Annotated in this window: 22 protein-coding genes; 13 read left to right on the top strand and 9 right to left on the bottom strand. The window is 59.1% G+C overall.

Annotation, left to right across the window (positions count from 1 at the left end):
• Positions 1 to 61 precede the first annotated feature (61 nt).
• Together AC5YUO_RS18390 and AC5YUO_RS18395 are read right to left on the bottom strand one after the other, a co-directional pair.
• On the bottom strand, positions 62 to 1162 hold the full coding sequence (locus AC5YUO_RS18390; protein WP_496156261.1) for a tetratricopeptide repeat protein: 1101 nt from the start codon (positions 1160 to 1162) through the stop codon (positions 62 to 64).
• Positions 1163 to 1170: 8 nt separating this feature from the next.
• A complete protein-coding gene (locus tag AC5YUO_RS18395) occupies positions 1171 to 1824 on the bottom strand; it encodes a thiamine phosphate synthase (protein ID WP_496156262.1) in 654 nt (217 codons plus the stop codon).
• A gap of 104 nt (positions 1825 to 1928) precedes the next feature.
• Between AC5YUO_RS18395 and AC5YUO_RS18400 the strand changes: the two genes are divergently transcribed.
• Complete coding sequence (locus AC5YUO_RS18400; protein WP_496156264.1) at positions 1929 to 2693, top strand: sulfite exporter TauE/SafE family protein; 765 nt, start codon at positions 1929 to 1931, stop codon at positions 2691 to 2693.
• 103 nt (positions 2694 to 2796) lie between these two features.
• Here AC5YUO_RS18400 and AC5YUO_RS18405 read toward each other — a convergent pair whose 3' ends face one another.
• Positions 2797 to 2973, bottom strand: coding sequence for a YdcH family protein (locus AC5YUO_RS18405; RefSeq protein ID WP_003506164.1), 177 nt, complete (start codon positions 2971 to 2973; stop codon positions 2797 to 2799).
• Between the two features lie 234 nt (positions 2974 to 3207).
• On the opposite strand from AC5YUO_RS18405, the gene AC5YUO_RS18410 reads away from it, so the two are divergent.
• From AC5YUO_RS18410 to AC5YUO_RS18435, 6 genes are all read left to right on the top strand, one after another.
• Positions 3208 to 3411: a YdcH family protein gene (locus AC5YUO_RS18410; RefSeq protein ID WP_003497661.1), complete on the top strand. Its 204-nt coding sequence runs from the start codon at positions 3208 to 3210 to the stop codon at positions 3409 to 3411.
• A gap of 47 nt (positions 3412 to 3458) precedes the next feature.
• Positions 3459 to 3926 carry a 5-(carboxyamino)imidazole ribonucleotide mutase gene (gene purE / locus AC5YUO_RS18415; protein ID WP_400814021.1) on the top strand — a complete coding sequence of 156 codons (468 nt, stop codon included), beginning with the start codon at positions 3459 to 3461 and terminating at the stop codon, positions 3924 to 3926.
• A gap of 11 nt (positions 3927 to 3937) precedes the next feature.
• Positions 3938 to 5014 (top strand): 5-(carboxyamino)imidazole ribonucleotide synthase, encoded by a 1077-nt coding sequence (locus AC5YUO_RS18420; RefSeq protein WP_496156265.1) that lies wholly within the window; start codon positions 3938 to 3940, stop codon positions 5012 to 5014.
• Between the two features lie 147 nt (positions 5015 to 5161).
• Positions 5162 to 5287 (top strand): type B 50S ribosomal protein L36, encoded by a 126-nt coding sequence (gene ykgO, locus AC5YUO_RS18425; protein WP_003497670.1) that lies wholly within the window; start codon positions 5162 to 5164, stop codon positions 5285 to 5287.
• Positions 5288 to 5388: 101 nt separating this feature from the next.
• Positions 5389 to 6009: a tetratricopeptide repeat protein gene (locus AC5YUO_RS18430; protein WP_496156266.1), complete on the top strand. Its 621-nt coding sequence runs from the start codon at positions 5389 to 5391 to the stop codon at positions 6007 to 6009.
• Between the two features lie 47 nt (positions 6010 to 6056).
• On the top strand, positions 6057 to 6626 hold the full coding sequence (locus tag AC5YUO_RS18435) for a hypothetical protein (RefSeq protein WP_496156267.1): 570 nt from the start codon (positions 6057 to 6059) through the stop codon (positions 6624 to 6626).
• 47 nt (positions 6627 to 6673) lie between these two features.
• Here the strand turns inward: AC5YUO_RS18435 and AC5YUO_RS18440 are convergent, their stop codons facing one another.
• The 3 genes from AC5YUO_RS18440 to AC5YUO_RS18450 all read right to left on the bottom strand — a co-directional run bounded on the left by AC5YUO_RS18440 (position 6674) and on the right by AC5YUO_RS18450 (position 8189).
• Complete coding sequence (locus AC5YUO_RS18440; protein ID WP_080723112.1) at positions 6674 to 6931, bottom strand: DUF2312 domain-containing protein; 258 nt, start codon at positions 6929 to 6931, stop codon at positions 6674 to 6676.
• Between the two features lie 148 nt (positions 6932 to 7079).
• The gene (locus AC5YUO_RS18445) at positions 7080 to 7385 is read right to left on the bottom strand and encodes a DUF1244 domain-containing protein (protein ID WP_496156268.1); all 306 of its coding nucleotides are present in this window, start codon (positions 7383 to 7385) and stop codon (positions 7080 to 7082) included.
• A 15-nt stretch (positions 7386 to 7400) separates the two neighbouring features.
• Positions 7401 to 8189 carry an N-formylglutamate amidohydrolase gene (locus AC5YUO_RS18450; RefSeq protein WP_400813670.1) on the bottom strand — a complete coding sequence of 263 codons (789 nt, stop codon included), beginning with the start codon at positions 8187 to 8189 and terminating at the stop codon, positions 7401 to 7403.
• A gap of 291 nt (positions 8190 to 8480) precedes the next feature.
• Here AC5YUO_RS18450 and AC5YUO_RS18455 point away from each other — a divergent pair, with 291 nt between their 5' ends.
• Positions 8481 to 8867 (top strand): DUF1036 domain-containing protein, encoded by a 387-nt coding sequence (locus tag AC5YUO_RS18455; protein ID WP_400814018.1) that lies wholly within the window; start codon positions 8481 to 8483, stop codon positions 8865 to 8867.
• A complete protein-coding gene (gene pyk, locus AC5YUO_RS18460) occupies positions 8867 to 10306 on the top strand; it encodes a pyruvate kinase (protein WP_400813668.1) in 1440 nt (479 codons plus the stop codon). Before AC5YUO_RS18455 ends, pyk begins: the two co-directional genes overlap by 1 nt.
• Before the next feature lie 80 nt (positions 10307 to 10386).
• On the opposite strand, the gene AC5YUO_RS18465 is transcribed toward pyk, so the two are convergent.
• Both AC5YUO_RS18465 and AC5YUO_RS18470 read right to left on the bottom strand, forming a co-directional pair.
• Entirely contained in the window at positions 10387 to 12294 is a 1908-nt protein-coding gene (locus AC5YUO_RS18465; protein ID WP_496156269.1) for a peptidoglycan L,D-endopeptidase MepK, read from the bottom strand.
• A gap of 176 nt (positions 12295 to 12470) precedes the next feature.
• Positions 12471 to 14018, bottom strand: a complete 1548-nt coding sequence (locus tag AC5YUO_RS18470; protein WP_496156270.1) for a sigma-54-dependent transcriptional regulator — start codon at positions 14016 to 14018, stop codon at positions 12471 to 12473.
• 169 nt (positions 14019 to 14187) lie between these two features.
• Here AC5YUO_RS18470 and AC5YUO_RS18475 point away from each other — a divergent pair, with 169 nt between their 5' ends.
• Positions 14188 to 16038: a M3 family oligoendopeptidase gene (locus AC5YUO_RS18475; RefSeq protein ID WP_496156271.1), complete on the top strand. Its 1851-nt coding sequence runs from the start codon at positions 14188 to 14190 to the stop codon at positions 16036 to 16038.
• 100 nt (positions 16039 to 16138) lie between these two features.
• On the top strand, positions 16139 to 16774 hold the full coding sequence (locus tag AC5YUO_RS18480; RefSeq protein ID WP_496156272.1) for an aminotransferase class IV family protein: 636 nt from the start codon (positions 16139 to 16141) through the stop codon (positions 16772 to 16774).
• Here the strand turns inward: AC5YUO_RS18480 and AC5YUO_RS18485 are convergent.
• Positions 16771 to 17679 (bottom strand): GGDEF domain-containing protein, encoded by a 909-nt coding sequence (locus AC5YUO_RS18485; protein ID WP_496156273.1) that lies wholly within the window; start codon positions 17677 to 17679, stop codon positions 16771 to 16773. The genes AC5YUO_RS18480 and AC5YUO_RS18485 overlap by 4 nt on opposite strands.
• 259 nt (positions 17680 to 17938) lie before the next feature.
• Here AC5YUO_RS18485 and AC5YUO_RS18490 point away from each other — a divergent pair, with 259 nt between their 5' ends.
• Both AC5YUO_RS18490 and omp10 read left to right on the top strand, forming a co-directional pair.
• Positions 17939 to 19384 (top strand): homospermidine synthase, encoded by a 1446-nt coding sequence (locus AC5YUO_RS18490; protein ID WP_496156275.1) that lies wholly within the window; start codon positions 17939 to 17941, stop codon positions 19382 to 19384.
• Between the two features lie 149 nt (positions 19385 to 19533).
• Complete coding sequence (gene omp10, locus AC5YUO_RS18495) at positions 19534 to 19908, top strand: outer membrane lipoprotein Omp10 (protein ID WP_003497694.1); 375 nt, start codon at positions 19534 to 19536, stop codon at positions 19906 to 19908.
• Positions 19909 to 20026 lie beyond the last annotated feature (118 nt).

Here is a 20026-nt window from a genome sequence, read left to right on the forward strand (position 1 = left end):
CGCGGAAATTCAAGGCAAAAAGCCCATGGGTCAACGCCAGCCTGGCAAGGCCACCCTTCCATCACGTCGGGCGGAAACGATTTGCGGCCTCAATCGCCTTCTTCTGCTGCTCGTCGGTGATGCCGAGATAAAAGTCCTCGAGAGATGGATCCTTCAGCCCGGCACGGCGGGAAAGCACATACCATTTGGCCGCCTCGACCGGATCCGGCCGGGTGCCAAGCGCCTGAATGTAAAGATGCGCCACCTTGTTCTGCGCCACGACATTGCCGCGCTGCGCCGCACCGTAAAGCCAGCGGAAGCCCTCATCCAGATTGCGCTCACCGCCGAAACCATTGACCAGCCAGATGCCGAGATCGACCTGCGCGGTATCGTAACCCGCCTTCGCGGCCCGCGTCAGCCAGTCCCGTGCCTTTGCCTTCTTCTCGGCCGGCACATCCTTGAGCGACCAGTAAATCTGCGACACCGCATATTGCGCATCGGCAATGCCCTGTTCGGCGGATTTTTCGTAAAACGGCAAAGCCATCAGCAGGCCCTTGGCGCCGGGATTTTCCGAAACCAGTATCTGACCCCAGTTGAACTGGGCAGAGGCGTTGCCGGCTTCCGCCGCACGGCGCATGAAATCGTCGGCCTTGACCTTGTCGCGGGTGACGAATTTACCTTCCATCAGGATCAGGGCGAATTTGAACATGGCGACGGCATCGCCACCCTCAGCCGCCTGCTGGTACCAGAACGCGGCGGTCTTCTCGTCACGGGCGATGCCCAGACCACGCGACATCATTTCCGCCACCAGCGTCTGGGCGGCTGCGTCACCGTTCTGCGCGCGGTTCAGCGCCTTGTCGAGCGCCTGCACATATTCGCCGCGCTGGAAATGCCCGTAAGCTTCGTCCACCCGGCCCTTGAATTCCTTTTCCGGCGGCAGGGCCGGCAGTTCCGCGCCCATACGCTGATAGACATTCACGCCCGCAGACGGCTGCAAATCCTTCTGCTCTTCGGATTGCACCCTGCCCTGACGGGTCGGCTGAGCCTCGTTTTCCAGCTGGCGGGACAGCGCATTGCTTTCGCTCTGCGGCCCCGACTGGGCAAAAGCGACACCCGCCGGCGTGCCGAAAGCAAGCGCCAGCAGCGAAACGGAAAAGCAGAGGTGAACCGAGCGCATGATCATCGCCTGTATCAACCGTCAAACCGTGGCGCTTTTTCGTCAAGCAGGGCGTTGATTTCAGAAACGGCCTGGGCAGCGCCGCTGGCATTGTCGAAAACGCCGCTGCGCATCGCCACGAACTCCACACCGGTTTCCGCCACGGCAACCACCGAGGAAATATCCGTGCCGCCCATGACGATGGCCGGGATTTCGATCATTGATGCCCACCATTCGCCGAGCGCGAGATTTTTGGGATGCGCTTCCGGCTTGATGTCGCCTTCGAGCTTTCCGAAAAACACATAATCGGGATTGGCTTCGCCCTGCTCCAGCGCCTTGTGGCGGTCATCCGCATTGCCGCCGCCGACGATGAGCTTCGGCGTGAATTTTTCCACGGCCTCGGCGAGCGCCTCGCCGTTGCCGACCACATGCAGCCCATCCGCCTTCACGCGGCCGGCGACCCGGCTGTCACCGGCGATGAGCGCTGCCGCACCTGCCTTCTGGATGATGGGCACGATCAGCTCTGCGCGTTTCTGGAAAGCGGCGTCATCCAGACCATATTGCGGAATGATGACGGAAGCGACATCGCCGCCCCGCAATGCGTCTTCCACCTCTGTCACCTGCTTTTGCGCGTCATCCGATTGCGGAACGATCAGGACAAGGCGGCAACGGTCTTCAACTAGGGTCATCGGTTCGTCCATTTCAGACAGAAGACGCTTACCGCGCAATCTGCACTCGTTTTCATATGACAAATCCGATAAACCGGACCGGCGAAAGGATCAACCGTCCATCCATGCTCACCGATTTTCATTTTTATCTCGTCGCCATTCCCGCAGTCGTGCTCGTCGGCCTTTCCAAGGGCGGGCTGGGCGGCGCTCTGGCCCTGATGGGCGTGCCTTTGATGGCGCTTGCCGTTTCGCCCGTGCAGGCGGCGGCGATCTTCCTGCCGATCCTGATCGTTATGGATCTTGTGGCGCTCTGGGCGTGGCGGCACCATAATCACCGGGAAACGCTGCTCATCATGCTGCCCGGCGCCATCGCCGGTATCGCGCTCGGCTGGGCGACCTCGAGCCTCATATCTGCCGATGCCATGCGTCTCGTCGTCGCCTCGGTCACGATCCTGTTCGTGCTGCGTTATTTCCATGAGAGCTTCAAAAGCCGGAAGGGCCAGGAAATTCCGGCCAAACCGCAAAGACCGGCTGCCGCCACGCTTTGGTCCAGCCTTTCCGGTTATGCGAGCTTCGTGGCCCATGCGGGCGGACCGCCCTTTCAGATTTATGTCCTGCCGCTGAAGCTCGATCCGAAGACCTATACCGGCATGAGCGTGCGTTTCTTCGCCATCATGAATGCGATCAAGCTCATCCCCTATTTCGCGCTCGGCGCGCTCGATGCCACCAACCTCAAGACATCGGCGAGCCTGCTGCCGGTGGCGATGCTGGCGACGCTCGCCGGTGCGAGGGTGGTGAAATATCTGAAACCATCAGTCTTTTACCCGCTGATGTATACCATGGCGCTGATTGCGGCGCTGAAGCTCCTGTGGGACGGGCTGCCTTTCTAAAAATCGGCAATAAAAAGCTCTGGCAGCAGGTTTTCGCCGCCAGAGCTCGAAAGGCTCAGACCGCCCGGCCCTCATTCATCGAGGGTCGGCGGTCTGGCATAAATCAATGTCTTGTCGAGGCCTTGAGCCTCTGCAGTTCATCCTTCAGGCGCAGTTTTCGACGTTTAAGGTCCGCGATCTCTCTATCGTCAGACGACGGGGAAGCAAGAATACTTTCGAGCTCCTCCTCCAGAGCACCGTGTTTCTTTTCGAGCGATGCAATATGAGCCTGAATGGTCATGCGGCACGTCCTTCCTTTTTGAACCTACCTCCAGCTCTCCATCGCTGGAGTTTCAGGTTTACGACGGCAATGTGACACGGATCGCGCCGCTTGTCGAAGGCGAAATGAAGGCAATAAGTGGGCAATTTGGTCGCAAGGGATAACTTCCCGTTACCGCGATTTGATGATAGAGCCTCCAGAACGGATGACATACGCGCCGGAGCCGATCCGGCGGCATAAAATGGGGATGACGAGATGCCCGATCAGGACCAGGCGGACATCAGGCTCACGCTGGCGCGGCTGCGCCAGGAGCATGAGGATTATGACGCGGCGATCAACGCGATGATCCAGACCAGCTGCGATGCGCTGAGAATACAGCGCATGAAAAAGAAAAAGCTGGCCGTCAAGGACAAGATGACCCAGCTGGAAGACCAGGTCATTCCCGATATCATCGCCTGAGCCGGAGAGATTACGTGACAGCAGAAACGCCCCCCGTCGCCATCATCATGGGCAGCCAGTCCGACTGGGAGACCATGAAGAACGCCGCCGATACGCTGGATGCGCTCGACATCGAATACGAAGCCCGCATCATTTCCGCCCACCGCACCCCGGACCGGCTTTATGACTTCGCCAATGGCGCGAAGGACGAGGGCTTCAAGGTCGTTATCGCCGGCGCCGGCGGCGCTGCCCATCTGCCGGGCATGACGGCGGCCATGACGCCGCTTCCGGTCTTCGGCGTTCCGGTACAATCGAAGACCATGTCCGGTCAGGACAGCCTCTATTCCATCGTGCAGATGCCAGCCGGCATTCCCGTCGGCACGCTCGCCATCGGCAAGGCCGGCGCGATCAACGCAGCCCTTCTCGCCGCCGCGGTTCTGGCGCTGAGCGATGAGGACCTCGCCGACCGGCTGGATGCCTGGCGTGCGCGCCAGTCGGCGGCTGTCGCGGAATATCCCATGGACAGCGCCCAGTGACGACAAATGTGATGGCAAAGACGACCAACCTGACCATCGGCATCATCGGTGGCGGGCAGCTCGGGCGTATGCTGGCGATGGCCGCAGCCCGCCTCAACCACCGCACCATCGTGCTGGAACCGCAGGCCGATTGTCCGGCTGCGCAGGCCTGCAACGACCAGATCGTCGCGGAATATGATGACGAAAAGGCGCTTGCAGAACTCGCAAGCCGCTGCGATGTCGTCACCTACGAATTCGAAAACGTGCCTGTCGCAGCCGCCGAAAAGCTCAGCACTTCCGTGCCCGTCTACCCACCGGCGCAGGCGCTCAGCGCCTCACAGGACCGGTTGACGGAAAAACGCTTCCTCAACGACTGCGGCATCCCGACCGCCGATTTTCGCGCCGTGGACAGCCAGGACGAACTGGAAGCCGCTCTCGCCGCGTTTGGCGGCAAAGGCGTGCTGAAGACCCGCCGCATGGGTTATGACGGCAAGGGCCAGCGTCTCTTCCGGGGTGGTGAAGACCTCACGGGCGCCTTTGCGGCGCTTGGCGGCGTGCCGCTAATCCTCGAGAGCTTCATCGCCTTCGAGCGGGAGATTTCGATCATCGCCGCCCGTTTCAAGGACGGCACCGTCACCTGTTACGATCCGGCCGAAAACGTCCATCTGAATGGCATTCTGCATACTTCGACGGTGCCGGCAGCGCTTTCGCATGCCGCTCGGGCCGTTGCCGTGCAATCGGCGGAGAAGCTTCTGGCCGCGCTCGACTATGTCGGTGTCATCGGCATCGAGTTCTTTGTCCTGCCGGATGGTTCGTTGGTCGCCAATGAAATGGCGCCGCGTGTCCACAATACCGGCCACTGGACGGAAGCGGCCTGCGTGATCTCCCAGTTCGAGCAGCATATCCGGGCCGTCTCGGACCTCGCACCCGGCAACACGGAGCGCCACTCCGATTGCATCATGACCAACCTCATCGGCGACGACATCAACGATGTACCGGCATGGTTGTCGAAAAAAGACTGTCTCGTGCATCTCTATGGCAAGACGGAAGCACGGCCGGGCCGCAAGATGGGCCATGTGACCGAGCTTTTGCGCACAGGAAAAGCCTAGTCTTTTAAGGCAAAGACGCGGCCGAGTGTTGACAGGCAGGGCTCAAACGGGTATCTGCCTGCCAACCGAAAAGAGCGCGCCCCGTTGCGCGCTTTTGATTGTTTGAATAAGCACGGCAGAAACCGTGCAAAACTGCGGACCAGTAAAATGAAGATCAAGAATTCGCTTAAAGCGCTTAAGGCCCGTCATCGCGATAACCGCCTGGTTCGCCGCAAGGGCCGCGTCTACATCATCAACAAGCAGAACCCGCGTTTCAAGGCTCGTCAGGGCTGATTGACTGCGACTGCGGTTCGCGATCAAACGCGCGGATCACTTTGTTGACAGTGCAGAAGTTTGCATTTGATATTGGGCGCAGTCGGGTTAAGCTTTAACCCATGCGCCCAAATCGTTTTTGCACGGCTGTCCTCCTCGCTCAGGGTTTCCTGTCTGCCGGCCTCCTGATTCCGGGAATGGCCGCCATTGGTCATGCAGCGGACGGACAACAGCCTGCCGTGGCAGAAGCCGCGCCTTCCGCTGCCAAGACCATAGACACTCTTTTCGCGTCACTGAAAAAAGAGCGCAACGCGGTCAAGGCGCGCAGCATCGCCAACCAGATCGCCTCCGAATGGAATGATTCCGGCAGCGCGACGATCAATCTCCTGATGCAATGGGCGGGCGAAGCTGCGGACGAAAAGCGCAACGCCGCCGCCTATGATTTTCTCGATCAGGTCATTTTGCTCGACCCGAACTATGTGCAGGCGCCCTATCGCCGCGCCATGGTGCATTTCGCCGATGGCGATACCCGCAAGGCGATGGCGGACATCAATCTGACCCTCGAAAAAGAGCCGCGCTATTTTCCTGCGCTCGCAAGTCTTGCCAACATTCTCGAAGCCTCGGGCCGCGACGAGCTGGCACTGAAGGCCTGGGAACGCTATCTGGCGGTTTACCCCGCAGACAAGGACGCCCGCAAGGAAGCCGCCGACCTCTCGGAAAAGCTGGCGGGCACCCGCGGCTAATATTGATCGTCGCTGATTTTATTTATTGGATTTAATAGGGCTGTGTTTTGAAAGAGCGGAATGAGTTCGAGGCGGCAGAGAGGCTTTTAAACTCTATCGGAGACAATCCGAGTTTCGACATCAGCGAATTCATCGAACGCATTTCCGTGGCGGAAGACTGGGGAAAACTCATAGTCGCCCACATCTATCTGGACCACATTATCACCGAAGTTTTGAATACCCACCTGGATCATCCAACCGCTTACTTCAATGGTCATCGATCATTCGCTGAAAAACTCAGTTTATGTCAGGCGATGGGATATTTTCGCGATAAATTTGGCGACGTTCTAAAAGCCATAAACAATTCGCGGAATAAGTTTGCACACAAGTTGGTGTTCCATGTTTCGGATGAGGAGAAACGCAATTTGTTTCGTACCCTCACGACAGAGCGCCCCACATCCGAAGTGACACGGCCCGACGGTTTCGAGGAATTTCTCTTCACGATCGTTATATTTGCGGAAATCTCACGATCGGCAGAAGAACGACAAGCTGAATTGTCAAAAGAGCAAGAGGCCGTGAGCAAAAAAATCCTCGAACTCCTTATCGCCAACAAAGACATGTTGGGCGATAAATTTTAGCCGTAGGGCGCAGCCGTGTGCGCCCTACGCAAAATCATAACTACTGATCATTCCATGCCGAGCGCGGCCATATAGGTCTGGAGAATGGTTTCTTCCTCGATGCGCTCATTGGCATCCTTCTTACGCAAGCGGATGATCGTGCGGATCGCCTTGGTATCGTAACCGCGACCCTTCGCCTCACCAATTACATCTTTGATATCGCCCTGAATGGCGGCTTTCTCTTCTTCCAGACGCTCAATACGTTCAATAATCTGACGCAGTTCTGCGGCGGCGACGGTTTCGGTGGTGCTTGTTTCGTCCATCATATCATCCTTTATTGACGGCCCACATCTGAGCCTTGTTCATTATATCCGGGCGAAGCCCTCGCCGGTCGCTGCCAGTGGGCAGCAAAATTCCGGCCTGTGAACTGCCCACTGAAAGGCGTCCCGTCAAGTCGTTTCCGTCGATCGGCAGCTATTCCTTGGGGCGGTTCTGCTCAAAGGCGGCTTTCTGGGCATCACTCGCCTCCGCCTGATATTTCTCTTTCCAATCTTCATAGGGCATACCGTAGACGATTTCCCGGGATTGATCCTTGCTGAGCGGAACGCCGGCCTCCTCGGCCGCCTCCCGATACCAGTTGGAAAGACAATTGCGGCAGAAGCCCGCGAGGTTCATCAGGTCGATATTCTGCACATCGTGGCGCTCACGAAGATGCTGGACGAGGCGGCGGAAGGCGGCCGCCTCGAACTCGATCTGCCTGTTGTCGTTCTCATTCGTCATGGCAAAACTCCAGGCTCAATAGGGACCGGTGCGAGAAGCGAACTGCTGATATTCATGCAGGACGGGATCGTCGTTCATTGCGGCGAAAATGGGAGCGAGCCGGTCCGACCATTCGGCGATGCCCTTCTCATCCGCGATCAGATCCTGCCGGACCTCCAGAAGCGCATGCGGTATGCCCTTCATCATGCAATGACGATACATGGTGTCGCCCTTGAGCGCGCCGTCATAGGGTTCGTTGTCGCCAACGAGAATGTCGCCGGTGGCGCGCAGATGCGCCAGAAGCGGATCGACCGCACGATGATCCGTGTCCCACAGGACCGCCGCATGCCATGGCCGCGGCGTTTGCTTCCAGAACGGCGTATAGGAATGCAGCGACAGGACAAGCGGCGCTTCTTCCGATGCTTCGGCAACGCCGGTCAGCACACGATCCACGGCATTGTGATAGGGCCGATGAAAAATCTCGATCCGCCTCTGCCATTCCTCATCTGAAATCGGATGATTGCCGGGGATGATCGCCCCGTCCGAAATCTTCATGATGAGGGTCGGATCGTCCTCGCCGCGATTCGGATCGATCAGCAGCCGTGAGAACCGCCCGAGCACGGCCGGCACGCCAAGGCGCGCGGCGAGCGAGCGCGTCAGCCCTTCTATGCCGATATCAAATGCGATGTGGCGATGAAAAGCGGTTTGCGGAAGGCCAAGATTGCCGTAGTGTGCCGGCAGGAGGTTCATGGCATGGTCCGCCAGAAGAACCATGCCTTTGTCATAATCGCCTTCTATGATTTCATAGGGTATGAAGTCGTTCATCGATAATTTTCTGGGGCAGGATTGAGGAGAGAAACTTGATGGCATGGCTTGAGGCCGGGCGCAAGTTCAGGCGGAAGAACAGCCATCTACCTTATCGCACTCACGATCCCACGAACAATATAATCGATTAAACTCGCGTTGACTTTCTGTGGCGGCCACGCCAAGAAGTGTGTTCATTATAACCATGGAATCCGGATGGAAGCCGTGACTCAGTCATCTCTCGCTCTTCCTCGCCACTTCAGGCATATCGCCCGTCTTTTTTCCGCAGCGGCATTGTTTCTGACCCCGTTCATGATGGCGGCGCCCGCACATGCGGATTTTCGCGTGTGCAACAGCACGCAAAATCTCGTCGGGGTCGCAATCGGCTATCGCGGACAGGAGGGCTGGGTCAGCGAAGGCTGGTGGCAGGTCCCCTCCTCGACCTGCGCAACGCTGATCGAGGGTGAGCTGCAGTCACGTTATTATTATCTCTATGCCGAAGATGCCGCCCATGGCGGCCGCTGGACCGGTGACGTCAACATGTGCGTGGCGGAGAACGAGTTCAAGATCAACGGCGTAGACGATTGTTTTGCCCGCAGCTTCCAGAGAATGGGTTTCAAGGAATATGACACGGGCAGACAGGGCAGCTGGATGGTCCAGCTTTCCGATACGCCAGGCACACAGGGAAATCAAAACTGATGAAGCGTAACCGCAAAGTCAAAATTCTTGCAACTCTCGGCCCGGCCTCTTCCGAAGAGGCCATGATCGAAAAGCTGCATCTTGCTGGCGCTGATCTTTTCCGGATCAACATGAGCCATGCGAGCCACGACGTGATGCGGACGCTCATTCAGCGCATCCGCTCCGTCGAGAGCCGTACCGGCCGTCCCATCGGCATTCTGGCCGACCTGCAGGGTCCCAAGCTGCGCGTCGGAAAATTCGCCGAGACCAAGGTCGATCTGGTTCCGGGCCAGACCTTCACCCTTGATAACAACGACACCCCCGGCGACAACACCCGCGTTTTCCTGCCGCATCCTGAAATTCTCGAGGCGGTCAAACCCGGCCACCGCCTGCTAATCGATGACGGCAAGCTGCACCTGCGCGCTGAGAAGAGCGACGGCAAGAGCATCGTCACCACGGTCGTTTCCGGCACCCGCATTTCCGACCGCAAGGGCATCAGCCTGCCCGATACCCTGCTCGGCGTCGGCGTTCTCACCGACAAGGACCGCGTCGACCTCGATGCCGTTCTGGAGACCAACGAAGTGGACTGGGTTGCCCTTTCCTTCGTTCAGCGCCCGGAAGACCTGGCGGAAGTGCGCAAGATCGCGCGCGGCCGCGTTGGCCTGATGTCCAAGATCGAAAAGCCGCAGGCTGTAGAGCGCATCGAAGAAATCATCGAGCTTTCCGACGCATTGATGGTTGCCCGTGGCGACCTGGGTGTGGAAATGCCGCTGGAAGCCGTTCCGGGCATCCAGAAGCAGCTGACCCGCGCCTGCCGCCGCGCCGGCAAGCCGGTCGTCGTCGCCACGCAGATGCTGGAATCGATGATAACAGCACCTGTACCGACGCGCGCCGAAGTGTCGGACGTCGCCACCGCCGTCTTCGAAGGCGCCGATGCCATCATGCTCTCGGCTGAATCCGCCTCCGGCGACTACCCGGTCGAAGCGGTTTCCACCATGGCCTCCATCGCGAGCACCGTGGAACAGGACCCCTATTATTCCAATATCATCTATGCGCAGCGCGCCCAACCGGAACCGACAGGTGCCGACGCCATTTCGCTTGCTGCCCGCCAGATCGCCGAAACGCTGAAGCTTGCGGCGATCGTCACCTATACGTCCTCGGGCACGACCGGCCTGCGCGCCGCGCGCGAACGGCCGCAGGTGCCGATCATTGCGCTGTCGCCGATCATCCAGACCGCGCGTCGCCTCTCGGTCGTCTGGGGCCTGCACTGCGTCGTCACCGGCGATGCGAGCGATCTGGACGACATGGTGAACCGCGCTTGTCGCATCGTTGTTTCAGAAGGTTTCGGCAAGCCGGGTGATCGCATCATCATCTCCGCCGGTGTGCCGCTCGGCACCCCCGGTGCCACGAACATGGTGCGCATTGCCTATATCGGCTCGGACGGCCAGAGCGGCGTCTGATCGACGATTACCAAGCAACAAAAAACCCGCCGGCGACGGCGGGTTTTTTGTTGGCCTTTCGGCCGTCTGATAAAACTGGCTCAGTGCATCTTCACCGGCGTGCTGAAGCGGCTGGATTCGATGGCCACGGCACCGGGCTTGAAGCTAGCCGAGGTGGCGGAGGCCGACATGTCGTTGCTGAGCATGCGGTTGGCGACAACACGCGGCGCCTTGACCGAGCGTCCGGTGGTGCCCTTGTTCTGGTTGAGCGCCCAATCCGAAATAAGATCCTGCGTCAGGCGTCCACCGCCCACCATGGCCTGCTGGGAAACGGCGGCATCCTGCTTGCTCGGACGCGAACCCTTGGTCGGCATACCGGCGCTGAGGCCGCCATTGATGGCAGGCTTGAGGTCGAAGGCATCACCGAAGCCAGCCTGCGGTTCGGCCTTGGCCGTTTCGGCGGGTGCGACGGTAACCTTGTGGTTGACGGCGGCCGGGAATGGCGCGGCTGTCGGCATGGCAGCCGACTGGACCTGCGACCGGGCGGCCTGACCGCTCTGTTCAAGAGCCGCAACCACCGTCGGCGAAAGCGTATCCTGCTGTGCCTCGGCAAGATCGTCCTCACCTTCAGCATCGGCATTGGCCGCCGCCAGCAGGGCTTCCGCCACAGCCGGGCGATTGGCGGGAACCGGCACAGAGGCGAGTTCGCCGGTCGCAGCCGGTGTCGCACCATCTGCGGAAGCCGTCAGGATCGATCCTTCCGCATCACCTCTCATGCCACGCGGGCCGAGAAGCGTGGGCACGGGCACGGATACCTCAGCCAGATCGGCAAATTGCTGGCGCTCGGCCGGCGCGGAAGCCGGCGTCGGCGTGGTTGCTGCCTGCAAGGCATCCTGCGCGGCATTGCGGGCCGGCGAATAAAGCGCCGTCGCAAGGCCGGTATTGGCCGGCGGCTGGTTGCCGAAGGCGGGACGAGCCGTCGGCAGCGGTGCATCGTTCACGCCGGGAAGCGCCTGTGCCGAAGCAACTGCAATGGTGGGTTCAGGCTCGGGAGCCGCCTGCTGCGGAGCCGCCGGGCGGGCAACAGCCGGGCGTTCTGCGGGCTCCGGCGCTGCGATGCTATCGGGATCTTCATCCTCGTCGCCGCCGCCACCAAAGAGCGCCTGCAGCAACGTCTTGCGCTTGCCGCCACCGGAAGAGGCAGGACCTGCACCGGCGCTGGAAGCAACCTGAATGGAGGAGGAGCTGACGCGCTTCTTGTAGTCGGCGAGCGCCTGCTCATAACCGGGAAGCGGCTTGCCATCGGAAGGAAGATGCAGCGTATTGCCGTTCGGGAAGATGCGGACGAGTTCCTGACGGCTCATGCGCGGCCAGGCGCGAACGCCGCCGACATCCATGTGCACGAAGGGAGAGCCAGACGTCGGATAAAAGCCGACGCCGCCGATCTGCATCTGCATGCCGATTTCACGCAGGCGGGCAAGCTTCACGCCGGGAATATAAAAGTCCATGGCCTTGCCGAGCATATGCTGGCTTTTTTCCGCGACACCCTTGGTGCGTGTGCGCAGAAGGCCATTGGTCTCCGGTGAACGGAAGGCCGAAACGACGTTGATGTAATCGGTGGCGCCACTGCGGCGATAGACTTCCCAGACAAGATCGAAAAGTCGCGGGTCCATGCGCGTCGGCTGGTTGCGACGCCAGTCGCGCAGGAAGCGGTTCAGCTCCTGCAGGCCCTTCTGGTCGTATTTGCCATTGCGCTTGAAGGTGATGACCGCCTTCTCGCGTGTATGGATATAATACAGTTTGAGGCTGCGCGTCTCGGCGGCGGCTTCCGTCGCCGAAACACCGACGAAAGGCATTGCGGCGAGCATCAGGCAGGCAAAGGTGACAGCGCGCGCCGACAGCTTCGTGCATATATCCTTGATCAAGCCGCGCGCGATCTTGGTCGAAAGCGCGTTATTCCGATGCAGATATGGCAATTCGATCCCCGCCTGGAAGACAATTTCTGTCACATTGCCTCAAATGAACGTCAAATACGGTGACACGATGGCAAAATTGCCACACACATACAACCTTCCTCTACATAGTGAATCAGCCACTAACAAGAGGTTTATAGACGGTAAGCGGATATCCTTGCTCAGAAGTTAACGAATTTCACGATCTGCCCTGGAATAAGCGGTTTGGGGCCTCAGGCGGCATCTCGAAGCGGATCATCCGGATCGATGCCATAATCCTTCAACTTGCGATAAAGCGTCGAGCGGCCGATGCCGAGCTTTCTTGCGACCTGGCTCATCTGACCGCGATAAAAACGCAGGGCGAAACGGATGAGTTCCTCTTCGATCTCAGCGAGTTTCCGGATATTGCCCGAATCGTCCATGCTGGAGATCAGGTTTCCGCCGCGATAAATGGTGGTGGAAATATCCGACGGCTCCTCGATGACGGCATGGTTTTCGGCAGCCGGCGACGGGGGCGGCGAATAGGCCGCAAGCTTCAACGACGATCCGGATGGCGAGTGGATGATATCGTCCCCATCATCGCCATTCGCAAATTCAGGCAACTGCAGCACGATCTGCGGAAAATCGGAATCCGACAGCTCCTCACCCTGCGACAGAACCACGGCGCGGAAAACGGCGTTTTCCAGCTGGCGGATATTGCCGGGCCAGTCATAGGCCGTCAGCAGCGCCAGCGCACTCGCATCGAGACCGACGGCATTCGGCAATTTCTGTTCCGCCGAAAAGCGTTCGGCGAAAACCCGCGCCAGATGGGGAATGTCTTCCTTGCGGCGGCGCAGCGCCGGAATGGTGATCGGAAAGACGTTGAGGCGATAATAGAGGTCCTCGCGGAAGCGGCCTTCCTTCACCTCTTCGATGAGGTTCTTGTTGGTCGCGGAAATCAGCCGCACATTGACCTTCTGCACCCGCGCGGAACCAACGGTTTCGATTTCGCCCTGCTGGACGGCGCGGAGCAGCTTCACCTGCACATCCAGCGGCAGATCGCCGATTTCATCGAGGAACAGCGTGCCGCCATCCGCCTCCATGAATTTGCCGACATGTTTTTCCGTGGCACCGGTGAAGGCACCCTTCTCGTGGCCGAAAAGGATGCTTTCCACCAGATTATGGGGGATGGCGCCGCAATTGACGGTTATGAACGGCTTGTTCGCCCGGTCGCCGGCCGACTGGATGGCGCGGGCGACCATTTCCTTTCCAACACCGGATTCGCCTTCAAGCACCACGGGAATGCTGGACTGGGCGGCGCGCTGTGCGAGTTCAATGACCCTCAGCATGGCCGGGCTTGCGGAAACGATATCGGTAAAATTCACTGCATTGCTCCGTCCGCGCCTGCCCGTGCGGGCCTTTGCCTCTCTCCTGTCGAGCTTGAGCGCATTGGAGATAGCGGCGCCGATCCTTTCCGGCGAAACCGGCTTCACGACGAAATCGAAAGCACCGGCGCGCATGGCCTGCACAACGGTGTCGATGCCGCCCTGCCCGGTCTGTACGATGACGGGAACATCCGTGCCGAGTTCGCCGATGGCCTTCAGAAAGGCAAGCCCGTCCATTTCAGGCATCATCAGATCGAGGACGATGACGTTGATCTCGCCGCTATATTGCTTGAGCAACTCCAGCCCCGCCTTGCCGTTTTCAGCAAGCAAGGCGAGATGCCCATAACGTTCCACCGCATTTTTGAGCAGGCGGCGCTGGACGGGATCATCGTCTATCACGAGAACATGCGCGGTCATTTTTAGCTCCGGTTTCCGGTTTCTGGACCTGCTTCATGCGGTCCCTTATTCCGCACTCTGGCATGGGAGACTTGAACATCCAGTTTTGAGAATTGCTTGCATTTTATCCATTGCCGCGGGAAACAAGGTCCCCATATGCTTCGCACGCATAATCAGAAGGACACGTTGGATGACCCTCAATCGCCCCACCCCGCACCCCCTATTCTCCCTTGCCGAAACCTCCGGCCCGGCGCTTGGCGATCTGCCCGGATGGAAACTCTCGGATCTCTATCCGTCGGGGGATTCGCCGGAATACGAGGGCGATCTCGAGAAGGCGGCGTCGATGGCGGCGGCTTTCGAGGAGAAATGGAAAGGCAGGCTCGAAGCCGCAGCGAAGGCCACGGGCGAAAAGGGCATCGGCGCCGCGCTGAAGGAATATGAAGCGCTGGACGATCTCATCGGCCGCATCGGCTCCTTTGCCGGGCTCACCTATTTTTCCGATACGTCCAATCCGGCAAATGGCAAGCTTTACGGCGATGCCCAGGCGAAACTGACGGATATTTCCGCGCATCTCCTGTTTTTTACGCTTGAACTTAACCGCATCGACGACGCCACGATGGACGCCTGCATGGCGAATGACGCGGCGGCGGGCCACTATCGCCCGTGGCTGGTGGATCTGCGCAAGGACAAGCCGCACCAGCTCGACGATCAGCTGGAGCAGCTATTCCTCGAAAAATCGATGACCAGCGCGGCAGCCTTCAACCGCCTGTTCGACGAAACGATGGCCGATCTGCGTTTTGACATCGATGGCGCAAGCCTTCCGCTTGAAGTAACGCTCAACATGCTGCAGGAGCCGGAACCGGAAACCCGAAAGAAGGCGGCAGAAGCGCTGAGCGCCACCTTCAAGGACAATCTGCGGGTCTTCACCCTCATCACCAACACGCTTGCCAAGGACAAGGATATTTCCGACCGCTGGCGCAAGTTCGAGGATATTGCCGACAGCCGCCACCTCGCCAACCGCGTCGAGCGCGATGTGGTCGATGCGCTGGCCGCCGCCGTCAAAAAGGCCTATCCGCGCCTTTCGCATCGTTATTATGCCATAAAGGCGAAGTGGCTCGGCATGGAGCAGATGAATTATTGGGACCGCAACGCGCCGCTTCCCGATACGTCGAACACGATCATTCCCTGGGACGAGGCAAAGGACACGGTGCTTTCCGCCTATGGCAATTTCGCCCCCGAGATGGCCGATATTGCCCGCAGATTCTTCGATGAAGAGTGGATCGACGCACCCGCCCGCCCCGGCAAGGCGCCCGGCGCATTCGCGCATCCGACCGTGCCCTCGGCCCATCCTTACGTGCTCGTCAACTATCTGGGCAAACCGCGCGACGTGATGACGCTCGCCCACGAACTCGGCCACGGCGTGCACCAGGTGCTGGCCGGCCAGCAGGGCGCGCTGATGTGCGCCACCCCGCTGACGCTTGCCGAAACCGCTTCCGTCTTCGGGGAAATGCTGACGTTCCGCAAGCTGCTCGATGACACCAAGGATATCCGGGAACGCAAGGCCATGCTCGCCCGAAAGGTCGAGGACATGATCAACACGGTCGTGCGCCAGATCGCTTTTTACGAATTCGAGCGCAAGCTGCACACCGCTCGCAAGCAGGGTGAATTGACGTCGGAACAGATCGGCGAACTCTGGCTTTCCGTTCAGGCCGAGAGCCTGGGTCCGGCAATCCGGATTTCCGAAGGCTATGAGACATGGTGGACCTACATCCCCCATTTCATCCATTCGCCCTTTTATGTTTATGCCTATGCCTTCGGCGATTGCCTGGTGAACTCGCTTTATGCGGTTTACCAGAAGGCCGAGACGGGCTTTCAGGAGAAATATTTCGAGCTTCTGAAAGCGGGCGGCACCAAGCACCATTCGGAGCTTCTGAAACCCTTCGGTCTCGATGCCACCGATCCCTCTTTCTGGGACAAGGGGCTTTCGATGATCGAGGGGCTGATCGACGAGCTGGAAGCGCTGGATAAAAAACAGGCTTAATCTCTTCCGCCGGCAGGACTATCCTATTTCGGACAGGTTTTGCCGGTTGATATTGCCGGCAGAAGACACCGGTAAACAATTCAGGCGACGAGCACAGGCCATGAAACGCAAACCCGCCGATCTGACCTTGAGGGAAACCCTGCGCTGGGAGCCGCAGACCGGCTTTCAGCGCATCGATCAGCATATGCGCCGATTGCTGCGCTCCGCCGATGCGCTCGGTTTTCGCGCGCCGGTCAATGCGGTTCAGGTGCTGGAAAAGAAGGTGGGTGGCGAAAAGCCGCTCTGCGTCAGGCTGGTCATGAACTACAAGGGCGAACTCGATATCGAAACCGCCGACTTCCAGCCCTTGGCCCAGGATGCGGTCTGGCGGGTTCGCATCGCCCGGCAGACCACGCTCGATTCGACCGACACCTTCTATCGCCACAAGTCCTCACGCCGCGAACCCTATGATGCCGCCCGGGCCGAATTTTCAGCCGGGGAGGCCGACGAGGTGCTGCTGCTCAACGAGCGCGGTGAGTTGTGCGAGGGATCATCGACCAGCATTTTCGTCGAAATGCCGGATGGGCAATTGCTGACGCCGCCGCTCGACAGCGGCATCCTGCCGGGTGTGCTGCGTGCCGACCTGATCCGCGAACGCAGGGCGCGCGGACAGGCGCTGAAACCGGAAGACATCGCCGGCCGCAAGCTCTTCGTCGGCAATTCGCTACATGGGCTGATTGCCGCGGAATTGCTTTAAACGGTTACCGCCAGAAGCCGGTCGCGGCCTTTTTCCTTGGCCGCATAAAGCGCCTGATCCGCCCGCAAGAAAACATCATCGGCGCTTTCCGGCGTGCGATAGGCCGTCAAGCCAGCCGAGCAGCTATAGGAAAAATCCGGAAACTCAGAGAGCGGTCTGGAAAGGCGCACCTTCTGCAGCAGCCGCTCAACGATCTCCTGGCCTTCGGTAATTGAACTGCGCGGCAGGACGAGCATGAACTCTTCCCCGCCAATCCTGCCGAAACAATCCACCCGCCGGATGACGGAATGGGCGATGGTAACAAAATCGCGCAGCACCGCATCACCGCATTTGTGACCGAAACGATCATTGATCTGTTTGAAAAAGTCGATGTCGAGCGTGCAAAGGCAAAAGGGTGCTTCAAGCGCCTTGGCGACCTGCTCCACCTGCAAGGCGAGCTTGGCGAAGACGAAACGGCGGTTCGCCGTTCCCGTCAATTCGTCCGTCTGCGAGGCGCGCACCGCCAGATCCCGGTCCTGCCGCAGGGTTCTGTAGCCCTGGCGCAATTCGGTAACGTCGCTTGCCACGCAGAGCATCCAGCCATCCTGCTGCACCGTCTCCGTCATCCAGAACCAGCGACCATCGTAAAGGTCCATCTCAAAGGCACGGTAGGGCAGCTTGCCACGCCGCGACTGCGCCGAGAGCAGCCATCCCTCGAAATCATTGTTGCGGATGACGACACCGGTGCGTAGCCGGTGGTTCAGCCGCATGATATCCGCCCAGGTCGGAAATTCATCGGCGGCAAGCTGAAAGCTTTCCCGGAACGACGGATTGGCATGACGCAACCGGTCCTCGGAATCGTAAAGGGCAATAAGAACGGGGGTGGCACTCTGAAGCGCTGCTACGCGCTCTAAAAGATCATTCAACAGGCAACTCCCCTGTGATGGCGAAAAATTCCCCTGTCGTCGTCAGGCCAAAGCCCCCAAGCCCTTGGACATAGAGAGGAAAAGAAGAATTCAATTATAAACGCACTCTCTAAAATGCGAAGAGGCAGAATGCGGTGGAAAGGATGCACACGCCTGTCCCCCGGTTTGTATCGTCATATGTCCGTCATCCACCTGCCCTTTATTGTGGCACGCTTTTATGATCTAGCTTACTTATTGGCTGAAAAAGGAAAATTGAGGAATGACGGACGCAAACCACCCGATCTACGGCGATATAAACGGCCCCATCATCATGATCGGCTTCGGCTCCATCGGGCGCGGCACTCTTCCGTTGATCGAACGTCATTTCAATTTCGACAGGACCCGTCTGGTCGTCATCGACCCGCGCGAGGATATCGCGGCCTTTCTGGCCGAGAGGAACATCCGTCATATCCAGACGCATCTGACCAAGGAAAATTACAGGGAGATTTTGAAGCCGCTTCTCAAGGGGGTTCAGGGCCAGGGATTCTGCGTCAACCTTTCAGTTGATGCCGCCTCCGTCGACCTGATGCGGATCTGTCGTAAACATGGCATGCTTTACATCGACACGGTCGTCGAACCCTGGCCCGGTTTCTATTTCGACGCCGATGCCGACAATGCGGCCAGAACCAATTATTCACTGCGCGAAACCATGCTGAAGGAAAAGGCGCGCAGGCCCGGCGGCACGACCGCGGTTTCCACCTGTGGTGCCAATCCCGGCATGGTGTCCTGGTTCGTGAAGCAGGCCCTCGTCAATCTTGCAAAGGATATCGGCCTCGACATCGAGGAGCCGCAGTCGCATGACCGGGAAGGCTGGGCAAAGCTGATGAAGCAGCTTGGCGTCAAGGGCGTTCACGTGGCCGAACGCGATACACAGCGGGCGAAGGAACCCAAGCCCTTCGGCGCTTTCTGGAACACATGGTCCGTCGAAGGTTTCATCGCGGAAGGTTTTCAGCCGGCCGAACTCGGCTGGGGAACGCATGAAAACTGGATGCCCAAAAACGCGAAAAAACAGAAAAAGGGAAGCAAGGCGGCGATCTATCTCGATCAGCCCGGCGCCAATACGCGGGTGCGGACATGGTGCCCGGGCCTCGGGCCGCAATATGGATTTCTCGTCACGCATAACGAAGCGATCTCGATTTCCGACTATTTCACGGTCCGCGACGATGATGGCGACGTGACCTATCGGCCGACCTGTCATTATGCCTACCATCCCTGCAACGACGCCATTCTTTCCCTGCATGAACTTTTCGGCAATGGCGGCACCCCGCAGCCGATCCAGCATGTGCTCGGCGAAGACGAGCTTGTCGACGGCGCCGATGAACTCGGCGTTCTTCTTTATGGCCATGACAGGAATGCCTATTGGTATGGCTCGCGGTTGAGCCTGCAGGAAGCACGTTCGCTCGCCCCCAATCAGAATGCGACCGGGTTGCAGGTCAGTTCCGCGGTGCTGGCCGGCATGGTCTGGGCGACTGAAAATCCACAGGCCGGCATCGTTGAGGCGGATGAAATGGATTACCGCCGTTGCCTTGAGGTACAGCGTCCCTATCTCGGACCCGTCGAGGGACATTATACCGACTGGAAGCCGACCGATGGCCGCCCCGGTCTGTTTCCCGACAATATCGATGCATCCGACCCGTGGCAGTTCCGCAATATCCTCGTGCGCTGACGGGACGGAGTCTCATATTTGTCACGCTGGGGCTTTCCTGAACGACATCAGGAACCGGGGAGAGCAAACAACGTTGCCTTGAAATAAAGAACGCTTCACGGCATGGTCGAAGCACAGAAGGTTTCATCGAATCGCAGGAGAACAGGCTCATGAACTTCAAGACAAGCGCTGCTTTGCTTTCAGCCGCTATCGCGGTGTCTTCATGCGTCGCGCCGGGTCCCTCCCAGCAGACCTCGATGGCGCCTTCGCTTGCCCGCGGCCCGGCCGTCGACGGTCGCTGGATCGACCGCAACGGCATCGTATCGACGTTCCAGAACGGCGCCTTCTCCACCCGTTCGACCGACACCAACACGCTTCTGGCCTCCGGCACCTATGTGACGATTTCGCCGACGCTTTACGAAATCAACATGACCTCGCTGGTGCGCAACACGCAGTCGCGCGTCAACTGCGCCCTCGTCTCCCCATCACAATTGAACTGCACGACGGACACGAACAGCCAGTTCTCGCTGACGCGCCAAGGCTGATAACCTCGGCTTTTCAAAGAGATGATCTTCTGAAACGCACGCCTCCGGCGTGCGTTTTTGTTTATTGCGCGACTGTCATAATTTCACTTGCGGCGATTGCCGCTAAATGGAAACATCA

Source organism: Agrobacterium sp. LEGMi-208b (genome assembly GCF_059511785.1).

Excerpts from the sequence above, each read along its gene's own strand:
- AC5YUO_RS18390 (WP_496156261.1), bottom strand. The coding sequence starts at position 1,162 with ATGATCATGCGCTCGGTTCACCTCTGCTTTTCCGTTTCGCTGCTGGCG.
- AC5YUO_RS18395 (WP_496156262.1), bottom strand. The coding sequence starts at position 1,824 with ATGACCCTAGTTGAAGACCGTTGCCGCCTTGTCCTGATCGTTCCGCAA.
- AC5YUO_RS18400 (WP_496156264.1), top strand. The coding sequence starts at position 1,929 with ATGCTCACCGATTTTCATTTTTATCTCGTCGCCATTCCCGCAGTCGTG.
- AC5YUO_RS18405 (WP_003506164.1), bottom strand. The coding sequence starts at position 2,973 with ATGACCATTCAGGCTCATATTGCATCGCTCGAAAAGAAACACGGTGCT.
- AC5YUO_RS18410 (WP_003497661.1), top strand. The coding sequence starts at position 3,208 with ATGCCCGATCAGGACCAGGCGGACATCAGGCTCACGCTGGCGCGGCTG.
- purE (WP_400814021.1), top strand. The coding sequence starts at position 3,459 with ATGGGCAGCCAGTCCGACTGGGAGACCATGAAGAACGCCGCCGATACG.
- AC5YUO_RS18420 (WP_496156265.1), top strand. The coding sequence starts at position 3,938 with ATGGCAAAGACGACCAACCTGACCATCGGCATCATCGGTGGCGGGCAG.
- ykgO (WP_003497670.1), top strand. The coding sequence starts at position 5,162 with ATGAAGATCAAGAATTCGCTTAAAGCGCTTAAGGCCCGTCATCGCGAT.
- AC5YUO_RS18430 (WP_496156266.1), top strand. The coding sequence starts at position 5,389 with ATGCGCCCAAATCGTTTTTGCACGGCTGTCCTCCTCGCTCAGGGTTTC.
- AC5YUO_RS18440 (WP_080723112.1), bottom strand. The coding sequence starts at position 6,931 with ATGATGGACGAAACAAGCACCACCGAAACCGTCGCCGCCGCAGAACTG.
- AC5YUO_RS18445 (WP_496156268.1), bottom strand. The coding sequence starts at position 7,385 with ATGACGAATGAGAACGACAACAGGCAGATCGAGTTCGAGGCGGCCGCC.
- AC5YUO_RS18450 (WP_400813670.1), bottom strand. The coding sequence starts at position 8,189 with ATGAACGACTTCATACCCTATGAAATCATAGAAGGCGATTATGACAAA.
- AC5YUO_RS18455 (WP_400814018.1), top strand. The coding sequence starts at position 8,481 with ATGATGGCGGCGCCCGCACATGCGGATTTTCGCGTGTGCAACAGCACG.
- pyk (WP_400813668.1), top strand. The coding sequence starts at position 8,867 with ATGAAGCGTAACCGCAAAGTCAAAATTCTTGCAACTCTCGGCCCGGCC.
- AC5YUO_RS18470 (WP_496156270.1), bottom strand. The coding sequence starts at position 14,018 with ATGACCGCGCATGTTCTCGTGATAGACGATGATCCCGTCCAGCGCCGC.
- AC5YUO_RS18475 (WP_496156271.1), top strand. The coding sequence starts at position 14,188 with ATGACCCTCAATCGCCCCACCCCGCACCCCCTATTCTCCCTTGCCGAA.
- AC5YUO_RS18480 (WP_496156272.1), top strand. The coding sequence starts at position 16,139 with ATGAAACGCAAACCCGCCGATCTGACCTTGAGGGAAACCCTGCGCTGG.
- AC5YUO_RS18490 (WP_496156275.1), top strand. The coding sequence starts at position 17,939 with ATGACGGACGCAAACCACCCGATCTACGGCGATATAAACGGCCCCATC.
- omp10 (WP_003497694.1), top strand. The coding sequence starts at position 19,534 with ATGAACTTCAAGACAAGCGCTGCTTTGCTTTCAGCCGCTATCGCGGTG.